This window comes from Ruegeria sp. G10 (genome assembly GCF_056533645.1).
In genome coordinates this window covers 133,370-145,918 of record NZ_JBQFOQ010000001.1, presented here as the reverse complement: position 1 = coordinate 145,918, position 12,549 = coordinate 133,370, and the positions used below count along the sequence as shown (strand labels likewise).

Below are 12,549 nucleotides of genomic sequence, written 5' to 3'. Positions count from 1 at the left end.
CCCAAATATATCCAGGGAATGATGGCCTCTTTCCGGTGGAGTAACGGAGAGAAGGGACAGGGTGTGCCCAGCTCAGAAACCAGCAGTATTCGGGCCACTGTTTGTATTCTCTGGATATGCTACACCGTAGCACGCTCGAATCGAAAACCCCCGGAAATCGGATGAAGTCGTGGTATACGGTATTCAGATGCGAATGAAGTTAACACCATGAAAAATAACGCACAAAAAGCAGCGCGTTTAAGCGTGGCACCTATGATGGATTGGACCGACAGGAACTGCCGGTATCTGCACCGTCTGCTTAGCTCGGAAACCCTACTTTACACCGAGATGGTCACAGCACCGGCGCTGGTGCGTGGCGGGGCGTTGCATCTGTTGGACTTTAGCCCACAGGAACATCCGGTGGCGCTGCAGTTGGGGGGCTCAGACCCGCGGGAATTGGCACAGGCGGCCAAACTGGGGGCCGAGGTAGGGTATGACGAGGTCAATCTGAACTGCGGTTGCCCCTCGGATCGGGTGCAGTCGGGGACTTTTGGGGCGGTGCTCATGCGATCGCCTGAGAAGGTCGCTGATTGTGTCGCGGCGATGCGCGAGGCGGTGGATGTCGAGGTCACCGTGAAATGCCGCATCGGGGTGGACGAACAGGAGCCCGCCGAGGTTCTGCCCGCCTTCCTTGACCAGATTCACGCGGCGGGGTGCACGCGTGTCACGATCCATGCGCGCAAGGCGTGGTTGCAGGGATTAAGCCCCAAGGAAAACAGGGATATTCCGCCTCTGGATTATGATCTGGTGCATCAGATGAAGGCGTGTTTTCCAGAAATGCATATCTCGATAAATGGCGGCATCACTTCGCTTGCGCAGGCGCAAGAGCATCTGCAGGCGGGGCTGGACGGTGTCATGATCGGGCGCGCAGCGTATCATCAGCCCACTGATATTCTGGCCGCTGCGGATCCACTGATTTTCGGAACCGGAGAGGTCGCCGACCCGATAGACGTGGTGCACAAAATGCTACCCTATGTCGAGGCGCATCTTGCCCAAGGCGGGCGCTTGCACCAGATCACCCGACACATGCTGGGCCTGTTTGCCGGGCGCCCCGGCGCGCGCGGCTGGCGGCGGATGCTGTCTGAGGGTGCGGTGCGCGACAATGCTGGCCCGGATGTGATCCTGCAGGCGCTGGACTCTGTCACCGCGTTGGCGCAGGTGGAACAGGTGGTTTGATACGGCCTCGGGCCGGTTTGGGGGGATGATGCCCGAGACGATGTTGCTGGCACAGATGTTGGGCCTTTTGCTTGTGATCGGCGCGTTGGCCGGCGTGCTGGCCGGTTTGTTGGGCGTGGGCGGCGGCATTGTTCTTGTGCCCGCGTTCTTCTACGCATTTCAGACACTTGGATATGGTGGGCCGCAATTGATGCAGCTTTGTCTGGCGACGTCACTCGCGACGATCATTGTTACGTCTGTCCGCTCGGTTCTGAGCCATAACAAGAAAGGCGCCGTCGATTGGGATATCCTGCGCGGCTGGGGCCCGGGTATAGCCGCAGGGGCCGTGGTCGGCGTATTGGTGGCCTCGGCACTGCGCACCGAACTGCTGCAAGCGCTGTTTGGTGTGCTGGGGATCGTGATCGGCCTTTACCTTGGCCTCGGCAAATCCGAATGGCGGCTGGGGGATGCGATGCCCAAAGGGCTGCACCGTGCCGCTCTGTCACCCTCGGTTGGATTCCTGTCCGTGTTGATGGGCATCGGCGGAGGTAGCTTTGGGGTGCCGTTGATGAGCCTCTATAACACGCCCATTCACCGCGCGGTGGCCACGGCGGCAGGGTTTGGCGTGATCATCGCGGTGCCCTCTGTATTTGGCTTTCTGTTCCTGAACATTGCGGCTGAGCATCGTCCTCCGCTGACGATCGGCGCGGTCAATCTGGTGGCCTTTGGCATTGTGGTGGCCATGACCATGATCACCGCGCCCTGGGGGGTGAAGCTGGCCCATGCGATGGACCCGAAACCGCTAAAGCGGGTATTCGCGGTCTTTCTCACTCTGGTCGCGTTGAACATGCTGCGAAAGGCACTGGGATGGTAGAGGCGTTGCACGAACGCGGGTGGGTCAAGTTTCCGTTTGATCCGGTTTTGGCGGAATGGGTGGCGCACGCCTTGCCGGCGGCGCAGGCATCGGTGAATGATCCTGCGCATGACGAGTGGCTGGACTGCGATGGGACCTGGTTCATCGGGGTTGATGCGCTGGACAATGACGCTCAAGGCAGGGTGGCCGGATCGCCCGTCTTGGCCGGAGCTGCGGTTACGCTGGCGCATCGGCAATTCGGTGCGATCGATCTGCACAAGGGGCAGGTCTCGGTGATTTATCCGGGCTACCCGCAGCCACGGCGCGGCGAGAGTGAGGCGGCGGCGCGCTATCGTGCCCGCCGGGATGCGGCGCATGTGGATGGGCTGAAACCGATGGGACCTGACCGGCGACGGCAGGTCGATGAGCCGCATGCGTGGATATTGGGTATCCCGCTGACCGAAGCAAGCGCTGATGCCGCCCCGATGGTTCTGTGGGACGGCAGTCACAAAATCCTTGGCGATGCGTTTCGCGCGGCACTGCGCGACGTCCCGCCCGACCAACTGGCCAGCGCCGATATCACCGATATCTATCAGGCGGCCCGCCGCGAGGTGTTCGAGACATGCCCGCGCATCGAACTGCCCGCACGACCGGGAGAGGCTTACCTCTTGCACCGTCATTGCCTGCACGGTGTCGCACCCTTCGCCGAACAGGCGCAGGCGGGGCCGGATGGACGTATGATTGCCTATTTCCGCCCTGAATTGCCCGGCGGAGTGGCGCAGTGGCTCGAATCTCCGTAACCTCCTGCCATTCTTTGGTTTTGGAGGATTGGTTCGATGATTACGGTTCATACAAATGCCGATGGTGCACTGATCGAAGTAGAACTGTCGGGTGAAGTCACCAGCGCCGACTATGCGGCGACGCTGGTTCCTGCGATTGAGGCAGCGTTGGAGGAACATGACGCGGTGCGCCTTCTGGCCATCGTGGGTTCCGAGTTCAAAGGCTATGATCTGGGGGCCGCGTGGGCGGATACAAAGCTGGGCCTCAGCCATTGGCGTGGTTTCGACCGGATCGGCGTGGTCGCGGACCAGGGGTGGGTTCAGACAAGCGCGCGTTTGGCGGCACCGATCCTGCCTTGTCCCGTCCATGTGTTCGAGATGGAAGAACTGGAGGCCGCCCGCCGCTGGATGCGCGAGTCTTTGGGGGCGATCCATGTCACCGATCTGGGCGGTCCGTGCATCCAGATCAGCCTGATGGGCAAGCTCGATTCCGAGGATTATAAACAGGCGCAGACCGATCTGGATGCGCTGCTGCAAAATCGCGAGGGTTTTCGGCTGCTCATCGATCTGCGCGAGTTCGACGGGTGGCAGGGCCTGACCGCGATGGGTGCGCATTTCCGTCTGGCGGCTGGGCATATCGGCCTGCTGGACCGCGCGGCGATTGTCGGGGACAAAAACTGGCAGAAGATGGCGCAACGCATGGCGAGCCATGTGCTGGGTACGCGAACCGAGTATTTCCCGGCCGAGAGTTACGACAGGGCCAAATCCTGGCTTGCGGCCGGATAGCTCTGCCCAGCCCAAAACAGCCCATGCGCCCCGTGACGCGGCGTTACGAATGCGCATCGGATTCGTGGCGTGAAAGCGGCAAATCATTGAACTGTCGCGCAGAAACCCGAACGCGGTCTGGGTTGTGATCTGTCTTGCAGGTTTTTCCCCCTTATTCGGGCCAGGGGCTTCTCTAAATGCGTCCCATTGCTGCTAACAACCCAGACGTGCCGGCGCACCCTTCTGCTAGCCTTACGAGGCAAGCAAACGCTGGTTTTGCTCTGGCCTCGGTGGGGGACAAGGATGATTTTTCAGAAGTTATTCTCTCGGGTGTTCGATGGACCTGTTCGGCCTGCGCCGTTGCGCCATGATCGGACACAGGATCATCCACACCCCAACGACGGCGCGAAGCAGATACAGAAATCCGAAGTTCGGGCCCTGTTTCAGCGAGACTTGTCAGCGACCCCAATTGTCCTGAAGGCTCGTCAACGGCACGATCCCGAGGCGCGCCGATGATCAGTCGCGCGCCATCCGTGCTGCGCGTCCGCCGCGGCGTTTGGCCAAGCGCGGTTTTCGGTCGGGCAGGTCCTGCATGATCTCGGCGCGCTCAGTGCTGTCCATTTTGGACCAGCGCGAGATTTCATCGATAGTACGATAGCACCCGGTGCAGATACGCTCGGTGGGGTGGACAACGCAAATCTGGACGCAAGGGCTTTCGACCTCGTTTCGTTTCCAAACCATGTTTGTCATCTGCGGTTTCCGATCCGTCAAAGAAAGCGCAACCTATCCAGCGCTCCTTGCAAGATATAACCGGCGGCGACGTGATCAATAACCTGTCCGCGACGCTTTCGTGTCGTATCCGCCTCAAGCAGCGCCTTTTCTGCGGCCACGGTGCTGAGGCGTTCGTCCCAGAAGCCGATGGGCAGATCTGTGAGCCGAGTCATATTGCGGGCAAACGCGCGCGTTGACTGGCAGCGGGGGCCTTCGCTGCCATCCATGTTGCGGGGCAGGCCTAGGACGATGCCACCGATCTCACGCTCGGTCACGATCTCGATCAGCCTTGCGGAATCCAGTGTGAATTTCTTGCGTCGCACCGTTTCAAGCGGGGTGGCGACACCGCGCATCCGGTCCGAGACCGCGACGCCGATGGTCTTCTCACCCAAATCCAGCCCCATCAGGGCGGACATCGGGGTCAGCGCCGCTGCGAACTCTTCAAAGACGTCATGGATCATTGCGCGATGCCAGCCTGCAGCGCAGCGGCGTCGATCAGCTGCAACGCTTCACGGTCCCCTGCAAACACCTCCATCGCTTCGTTGCGAATGTCGATTGCGCGTTGCCCCTCGCCCAGCACACCCAGAGCGGCGATCAACCGTGCCCATTCTTCCGGGGTGCCACCTTCAGTTGCCAACCTGTCCGAAAGGCCGTCGACCATGCCGCGGATCATCTCTTGCCGCTCTTCCGGTGTCATCGAGGCGGCAGCATCCACATCATCCGCGCTGGGGCCGGGTGCGGCTGAGAAGTCGGGGGCATTGAACACCCCGGCTCGGAAGGCAAGATCATCGATCTGGGCGCGGATCGCCTCGGCCCACGGCGCGCCCGGCGGGGCGTCGTTCAGTGTTTCGACCCAGACGCGATAGGCCATATCGGGACGCCCCGTCTGCGCCAGCATCTGACCCCAGTAATACCGGGCGGGTCCCAGCCTTGGATTACGTTCAAGCGCTTGTCGCAAAGCGGCCTCGGCCTCGGGAGAGACATAGCCGCCCGCGGCCAGAATCATCATCTCGGCCAGATCTGAAAACGCCTCGGCCGAGGCGTTGGTGCCCGATAGCTCGATGACGCGCGACTGTGCTTCGTAGCCCGCTTTGAAATTACCGGCGTTGGTCTCGTGCTGTGCAAGCAGAATATGGCCCTGCAGATCATCAGGACGCTCGGCCACCGTTTCACGCAAGCGCCCGAGCAAAGTGGCATAGCTTTCTTCCAGCGCCGGGGGCTGTACCGGCGTCGCCAGGCCCTCAGCCTCAAGCTGAGAGGGGCGGTTGGTGCGCAGGTCGTCCGCCAGTTCCAGACGCGCCGACAGCGGCATGTCGGGGAAGCCCGCAGCCCCCATCTGACGATACATCGCAAGCGCACCGCCAACGAGTACGACTGCCAGTAAAATCAGGGTAATAGCTGACACAGTGCGCGAGGGCCCTGCGGTGGTTGCCTCGCCGCGCATATGCGTATCTGCGGCAAGAATGCGCCGCGATATTTCGGTTCGCAGGCGTTCTGCATCAGCCTCGGCAATCACGCCTCGCGCAAGGTCCCGGTCAACCCCTGACAGCTGCTCACGATATACCCTCAGGTCATAGGCGGCGGTCGGCTGTTCTTTGCGACGGTTGCGCAACAGTGCCATACCTAGAAATCCGGCAATCAGCAGGGCGACGAGAAATATAAGAACCCAGAACGGCATGGTGTCTCCGAAGATGTTGCCCTGACTTAGACCTCTGCGCCCGCAGACAAAAGGGACAAATGGCCGCGAGGGGCGCTCATGTCGCAATAGTGCATTATTGCGACGTTGCGCGGCGCGGGTAAACTGTCAGGGCACGGCATATCTGCGCCCAATCACCGAACCGGATGGATTCGCTTATGAAACACTATTCAGCTTTTGCTGTGGCGCGTGAAGCGCTGCGCTATCACACCGGATGGGAACGCGCCTGGCGTTCGCCCGAACCCAAGAAGCGCTACGACGTCATCATCGTCGGCGCGGGCGGGCATGGTCTTGCGACGGCCTATTACCTTGGCAAGAACTACGGCATTCAGAATGTCGCCGTGATCGAGAAAGGCTGGCTGGGCGGTGGCAACACCGGTCGGAACACCACCATTATCCGATCGAACTATTTGCAGGACCCTTCGGCGGCCCTGTATGAGAAGGCGCGCAGCCTCTACGAGGATCTGAGTCAGGAGCTGAACTACAACATCATGTTCAGCCCGCGCGGCGTGATCATGCTGGCGCAGACTCAACATGAAATCCGGGGTTACCAACGCACCGCGCATGCGAATGCACTGCAGGGCGTCAAAACCGAGTGGATCACGCCCGAGCGCGTGAAAGAGCTGGTGCCGATCATCAATCTGGACGGCCCGCGCTATCCGGTGCTGGGTGGCCTGTGGCAGGAACGCGGTGGCACTGCACGCCACGATGCGGTGGCCTGGGGGTATGCCCGCGCCTGTTCTGCAATGGGCATGGACATCATCCAGCAATGCGAAGTCACCGGTGTACGTCAGGAAAACGGCCGCGTCGTGGGTGTCGATACCACCAAAGGGGCGATCGACTGTGACAAGCTGGGGATTGTCGTTGCAGGCCATTCCGGTCAGTTGGCCGAGATGGCAGGTTTCCGTTTGCCGCTGGAAGCCGTCGCGCTGCAGGCGCTGGTCTCCGAGCCGATAAAGCCCTGCATGGATGTGGTGGTGATGGCCAACACCGTGCACGGATACATGTCCCAGTCCGACAAAGGCGAAATGGTGATTGGCGGCGGCACCGACGGGTTCAACAACTTTACCCAGCGCGGCAGCTTCCATCACATCGAGGAAACCGTGCGAGCACTGGTCGAGACCTTCCCGATGATCTCGCGCCTGAAAATGCTGCGTCAGTGGGGGGGGATCGTGGACATGACGGGCGACCGTTCGCCCATCATGTCGAAAACCCCGCTGCAAGGCTGCTTTATCAACGCGGGTTGGGGCACGGGCGGCTTCAAGGCCATTCCGGGCTCGGGCTGGGGTATGGCACAGCTGATGGCCACAGGTCATTCCCCGCTGACCGAGGCGTACACGATGGACCGCTTCAAAGAGGGCCGCTTCATCGACGAAAGCGTTGCCGCCGGGGTGGCGCACTGATGAAGATTTTTCGTCGAAAAATCGCGCGCACCTTCTACGTAGATTTTGCAGGACGCTTTGTCTCGCCTGCCGCCGAAAGGATGATCACATGCTGATCCTGAACTGCCCCTGTTGTGGCGTGGATGCCGAAGAAACTGAGCTGGCCGCTGGCGGTGAAGCGCATCTGAAACGGTTTGGTCCCGGCTCTTCGGATGATGAGTTCCACGACTACCTGTTCATGCGCGAGAACCCCAAAGGCGTTCATTTCGAGCGCTGGCGCCACGCCAATGGCTGCGGCAAGTGGTTCCACGCCGCCCGCTGTACACACACGCTCGAGGTCTTTGGCACCTATTCCGCCCAGACCACCGAGCCGCCGCAAGAGATCAAGGACGCCATCACGGCCAAGCGCCCGGGATGGAAATGGAGAGAGTTCTCCTGATGCTTCATCTTTTCCTAAATACTCCCGCCGGAGGCTCCGAGGTCTCCACACGCGAAAGGTCCGCACAATGAGCACCCGTCTCGCACAACAAGGCCGGCTGATCGACCGGTCGAAACAGGTTACCTTTACCTTCAACGGCACCTCGATGCAGGGCTACGAGGGTGATACGCTGGCCTCCGCCCTGCTGGCGAATGACCAGATGATGGTCGGCCGGTCGTTCAAGTATCACCGTCCACGCGGCATGGTCGCCAGCGGCGCGGAAGAGCCGAACGCTCTGGTCGGTCTGGGCGAAGGTAACCGGTTCGAGCCGAACCAGCGCGCCACCACAACCGAATTGTTCAACGGCTTGACTTCGGTGTCGCAGAACCACTGGCCGAACCTTGAGTTCGACATTGGCGCGATCAACACGCATCTGTCGCGCTTCTTGCCGGCCGGTTTCTACTACAAGATGTTCATCCATCCGAAACCGTTCTGGAAACATGTCTACGAGCCGTTCATCCGCCAGTCCGCCGGTCTGGGCAAAGCGCCCGACAAGGACAGCCGGGATGCTGATACCTATGAACATTTCTATACCTTCACCGATGTTCTGGTGATCGGCGGGGGTGTCGCGGGTCTGCAAGCCGCAAAAGCGGCTGCGCAATCTGGTGCGAAAGTTCTCCTGATTGAGCAGACGGCGCATTGGGGCGGGCGCGCTCCGGTTGATGGTGGAACCGTCGACGGTGAACCTGTGGATAAGTTCGTGGAACAATTGGTTTCCGAACTCGAAACAATGGACAACGTCACCATGCGCAATCGTTGCATGGGGGCAGGGGTCTATGACCACGGTTATGTGCTGGGATATGAGCGGCTGACCGACCACAAGCCGGGCACCCAAGGCCCGCGTCATCGCCTGTGGCGCATTCGTGCCAAGCAAGTCGTCACTGCCACCGGCGCGATTGAGCGTCCGCTGTCTTTCGCGGGCAACGATGTTCCGGGCGTCATGCTGGCCTCGGCCATGCGTGACTATGTTGTCAACTGGGGCGTAACACCGGGTGAGCGTGTCATCGTCGCCACGAACAATGACGACGGCTATCGCACTGCGATCATTCTGAAACAGGCTGGCGTGGATGTTCTGCGCGTGATCGACGCGCGTGACAGCGCCGGACCTTTGGCCGAGGAGGCCCGGCAACTGGGCATCCGCGTCGACCCCGGCAAGGCCATCGCCAAAGTCAAAGGCGGTAAACGCGTCAAGAAGGTCGAGCTGTGCAATCAGGACGGCATCGGTGGCGCGCGGGAAGAGGTCGAATGTGATGCGGTCGCCATGTCAGGCGGCTGGTCCCCGGTCGTTCACATGTGGTCGCATTGCGGCGGCAAACTGATCTGGGATGAGGCGAACGCTCATTTCCGCCCCGACCCGTCGCGTCCTCCGCTGGGTGCAGATGGCGAAGGCTTTGTGGTTGCGGCTGGCAGCTCGAACGGTCCGCTGGCGCTGGGCGAAGTTTTGACCGACGCACACGCGGCGGGCAAAGCGGCGGCGAAAGCTGCCGGTTTCAAGCCGAAGAACACCAAGGCTCCGGCTGGTGAAACCACCGAGGAGGCGCCGATGGCAGCCGTCTGGCTGATGCCCGCGAATGCGGACATTCAGTTGCGCATGAAATCGTGGCTGGACTTCCAGAACGACGTCAAGGTCTCGGACGTTCAGCTGGCGGCGCGCGAAGGCTATGAAAGCGTCGAACACACCAAGCGTTACACCACACTGGGTATGGCGACCGACCAAGGTAAGTTGAGCAACATCAACGGCTTGGCGATCCTAGCTGATGCGCTGGATTCGGAAATTCCGAAGGTCGGCACCACCACATTCCGCCCACCTTACACGCCCATCTCGATGGCCTCGATTGGCGGTGAAGCGCGTGGTGAGGTGTTCCAGCCGATCCGGCAGACACCGATGCACAACTGGCATGACAAGAACGGCGCAGACTGGGAGCCCGTGGGCCATTGGCGCCGGACCTATGCTTATGTCCGTCCCGGTGAATCCGTGCATGACGCGGTGAATCGTGAGGTGAAAAACACCCGCGAAAACCTCGGCCTGCTGGACGCCTCGACGCTGGGTAAGCTGATCGTCAAGGGCCCGGATGCGGGCAAGTTCCTGGACATGCTGTACACCAACATGATGTCCACGCTGAAAGTCGGCAAATGCCGCTATGGCCTGATGTGTTCGGAGAACGGCTTCCTGATCGACGACGGTGTTGTTGCCCGCATCGACGAGGACACATGGCTGTGCCACACTACCACGGGCGGGGCGGAGCGTATCCATGGTCACATGGAAGAATGGCTGCAAACCGAATGGTGGGACTGGAAAGTCTATGTCGCCAACGTGACCGAGCAATATGCTCAAGTCGCTGTCGTGGGTCCGAACGCGCGCAAGGTGCTTGAGAAACTGAACGCGCAAGCGGGTGGTGGCATGGACCTGTCGAAAGAGGCGCTGCCCTTCATGGAATGGCGCGACGGCAAGATCGGTGAGTTCGATGCGCGCGCCTATCGCATCTCGTTCTCGGGTGAGCTGTCTTACGAGATCGCCGTGCCGGCCTCGCAGGGTCAAGCGTTCTGGGACGCTCTGATGGACGCAGGCAAAGAGTTCGGCGTGATGCCTTACGGCACCGAATGTCTGCACATCCTGCGGGCCGAGAAGGGCTTTATCATGATCGGCGACGAGACCGACGGTACCGTGATCCCGCAGGATCTGGGGCTGCATTGGGCGCTGTCCAAGAAGAAAGAGGACTACCTAGGCAAACGTGCCCACACACGCAGCCATATGGCTGATCCCGAACGCTGGAAATTGGTCGGTCTGGAGACTGTGGATGGTTCGGTTCTGCCGGACGGTGCCTATGCGGTTGGCGAGGGCGTCAATGCCAACGGCCAGCGCAATATGATCGGGCGTGTGACCTCGACCTATTACTCGGCCAATCTGGGCAAAGGCATCGCCATGGGTCTGATCAAGCATGGTCCCGACCGGATGGGTGAGATTGTCGAGTTCCCCGGAACCGACGGGAAAACCTACAAAGCCAAGATCGTGGACCCGATCTTCTACGACAAGGACGGGGAGAAGCAGAATGTCTGAACCCATCAGGGCACTGAACCACGCAAGCTATGAAGGCATCGCCAAGGTCGAGGAATGCGGCCTGCAGGGCATGATCACTCTGCGCGGTGATCTGTCGGACAAGGTGCTGGCCAAGGCCGTCAAGGACGCGACCGGGCAAAAAGTGCCCGGCCAGCGTGAGGCTTTGGTCAAGGGCGACACTGGCGTATGCTGGATGTCCTCGGACGAATTGCTGGTGCTGGTGCCTTATGCCGAGGTCGAGGCGAAGCTGGCCGATATGGCAGGTGCGCTCAGCGGCACCCACGCCTTGGCCGTAAATGTCTCGGACGCCCGCGCGGTGTTCCGTGTCTCGGGTGGCAGCGCCCGCGAGGTGCTGGGCAAAGTTGCCCCGGTCGAGTTTTCGACCGAGGCTTTCCAGCCCGGTCAGATCCGCCGCTCGCGCCTGGCGCAGGTGGCTGGGGCCTTCTGGATGGACGATGCAGATACCTTCCGCGTCGTCTGCTTCCGCTCGACTGCGGATTATGTGTTCAAGCTGCTCAAGGTTGCGGCGCAGCCAGGGAGCGAGGTTGGGGTTTACTAAAACCCTGATCACTTTTTGAGATGCAGGTGAGGGGGCTTTGCCCCCTCGGCCTGCGGCCTCACCCCCAGGATATTTTTGGCCAGATGAAGCCCAATTGGTCGTGTTTGCCACGCATGTACCGGGTGGGCGTGGATGCGAAACACTTCTGATGTCGCAACATCGGAAGTGCCCTTGGTGTGGCGCGACGGGTGGCCCGAGTACCTTAGGCTGCTGGTCGCAGCATTCGAAAAAAGCGAGCTATCGGGCGAGACCGGGACGCCATGATCTGGTGGTGGACGTTTGTTGGGCGCGGTCGAGCTCAGGGTTTTGTGATCTCGGCCCTTGACCTACGGCCCTTGCCGCAGCATTTAACCTTTGGAACCGCAACACTCATTTTCAACAGGGGGCCGAGATGGCTTTTGAACTTCCTGATCTTCCTTATGCACATGACGCGCTGGCAGCCAAAGGTATGTCCGCCGAAACGCTGGAATATCACCACGACCTGCACCACAAAGCGTATGTCGATAACGGCAACAAGCTGATCGCCGGGACCGAGTGGGATGGCAAGTCGATGGAGGAGATCATCGTCGGCACCTATGACGCCAACGCCGTCGCGCAGAACGGCATCTTCAACAACATCAGCCAGCTTTGGAACCACAACCAGTTCTGGGAGATGATGGGCCCCGGCGACAGCGCCATGCCCGGTGAGTTGGAAAAAGCCCTGACCGAGAGCTTTGGTTCGGTTGACGAATTCAAGTCGCAGTTCAGCGCCGCGGGTGCGGGCCAGTTCGGTTCGGGCTGGGCGTGGCTGGTCAAGAATGCCGATGGCTCGCTGGCCGTGACCAAGACCGAGAACGGCGTGAACCCGCTGTGCTTCGGTCAGACCGCGCTGCTGGGCTGTGATGTGTGGGAGCATTCCTACTACATCGACTTCCGCAACAAGCGTCCGGCTTACCTGTCGAACTTCCTCGACAATCTGGTGAACTGGGAAAACGTCGCATCGCGGATGTGATCGCACCCGCGAAGGTTTTAAAG

The 12,549-nt window shown here is 60.7% G+C and carries 12 protein-coding genes; 9 read left to right on the top strand and 3 right to left on the bottom strand.

Annotated elements, in window-relative coordinates; translation table 11 throughout:
- The first annotated feature begins 207 nt into the window (after positions 1–207).
- Genes dusA through ACR0KM_RS00675 form a run of 4 tightly spaced genes read left to right on the top strand, consistent with a single transcriptional unit; the run spans position 208 to position 3,612 of the window.
- Entirely contained in the window at positions 208–1,215 is a 1,008-nt protein-coding gene (gene dusA / locus ACR0KM_RS00690) for a tRNA dihydrouridine(20/20a) synthase DusA (RefSeq protein ID WP_480857204.1), read from the top strand.
- 28 nt (positions 1,216–1,243) lie between these two features.
- Positions 1,244–2,068: a sulfite exporter TauE/SafE family protein gene (locus ACR0KM_RS00685; protein WP_480857206.1), complete on the top strand. Its 825-nt coding sequence runs from the start codon at positions 1,244–1,246 to the stop codon at positions 2,066–2,068.
- Positions 2,062–2,847: a hypothetical protein gene (locus ACR0KM_RS00680; protein WP_480857207.1), complete on the top strand. Its 786-nt coding sequence runs from the start codon at positions 2,062–2,064 to the stop codon at positions 2,845–2,847. The genes ACR0KM_RS00685 and ACR0KM_RS00680 overlap by 7 nt, the downstream gene beginning before the upstream one ends.
- A gap of 36 nt (positions 2,848–2,883) precedes the next feature.
- Positions 2,884–3,612, top strand: coding sequence for a SpoIIAA family protein (locus tag ACR0KM_RS00675; RefSeq protein ID WP_480819595.1), 729 nt, complete (start codon positions 2,884–2,886; stop codon positions 3,610–3,612).
- A 495-nt stretch (positions 3,613–4,107) separates the two neighbouring features.
- Here the strand turns inward: ACR0KM_RS00675 and ACR0KM_RS00670 are convergent, their stop codons facing one another.
- The 3 genes from ACR0KM_RS00670 to ccmI are packed head-to-tail and all read right to left on the bottom strand — an operon-like array spanning position 4,108 to position 6,040.
- Positions 4,108–4,341 carry a DUF1289 domain-containing protein gene (locus tag ACR0KM_RS00670; protein ID WP_480857209.1) on the bottom strand — a complete coding sequence of 78 codons (234 nt, stop codon included), beginning with the start codon at positions 4,339–4,341 and terminating at the stop codon, positions 4,108–4,110.
- A 17-nt stretch (positions 4,342–4,358) separates the two neighbouring features.
- Positions 4,359–4,823 (bottom strand): Holliday junction resolvase RuvX, encoded by a 465-nt coding sequence (gene ruvX, locus ACR0KM_RS00665; RefSeq protein ID WP_480819597.1) that lies wholly within the window; start codon positions 4,821–4,823, stop codon positions 4,359–4,361.
- Complete coding sequence (gene ccmI, locus ACR0KM_RS00660) at positions 4,820–6,040, bottom strand: c-type cytochrome biogenesis protein CcmI (protein WP_480857211.1); 1,221 nt, start codon at positions 6,038–6,040, stop codon at positions 4,820–4,822. Before ccmI ends, ruvX begins: the two co-directional genes overlap by 4 nt.
- Positions 6,041–6,216: 176 nt before the next feature.
- On the opposite strand from ccmI, the gene ACR0KM_RS00655 reads away from it, so the two are divergent.
- The 5 genes from ACR0KM_RS00655 to ACR0KM_RS00635 all read left to right on the top strand — a co-directional run bounded on the left by ACR0KM_RS00655 (position 6,217) and on the right by ACR0KM_RS00635 (position 12,526).
- Positions 6,217–7,461, top strand: a complete 1,245-nt coding sequence (locus ACR0KM_RS00655) for a sarcosine oxidase subunit beta family protein (protein WP_480819599.1) — start codon at positions 6,217–6,219, stop codon at positions 7,459–7,461.
- An 88-nt stretch (positions 7,462–7,549) separates the two neighbouring features.
- A complete protein-coding gene (locus tag ACR0KM_RS00650) occupies positions 7,550–7,879 on the top strand; it encodes a sarcosine oxidase subunit delta (protein WP_480819600.1) in 330 nt (109 codons plus the stop codon).
- A gap of 67 nt (positions 7,880–7,946) precedes the next feature.
- Positions 7,947–10,976 carry a sarcosine oxidase subunit alpha family protein gene (locus tag ACR0KM_RS00645; protein WP_480857213.1) on the top strand — a complete coding sequence of 1,010 codons (3,030 nt, stop codon included), beginning with the start codon at positions 7,947–7,949 and terminating at the stop codon, positions 10,974–10,976.
- On the top strand, positions 10,969–11,535 hold the full coding sequence (locus ACR0KM_RS00640) for a sarcosine oxidase subunit gamma (RefSeq protein WP_480857214.1): 567 nt from the start codon (positions 10,969–10,971) through the stop codon (positions 11,533–11,535). The genes ACR0KM_RS00645 and ACR0KM_RS00640 overlap by 8 nt, the downstream gene beginning before the upstream one ends.
- Before the next feature lie 391 nt (positions 11,536–11,926).
- Complete coding sequence (locus tag ACR0KM_RS00635; RefSeq protein ID WP_480857216.1) at positions 11,927–12,526, top strand: superoxide dismutase; 600 nt, start codon at positions 11,927–11,929, stop codon at positions 12,524–12,526.
- Positions 12,527–12,549: the final 23 nt, after the last annotated feature.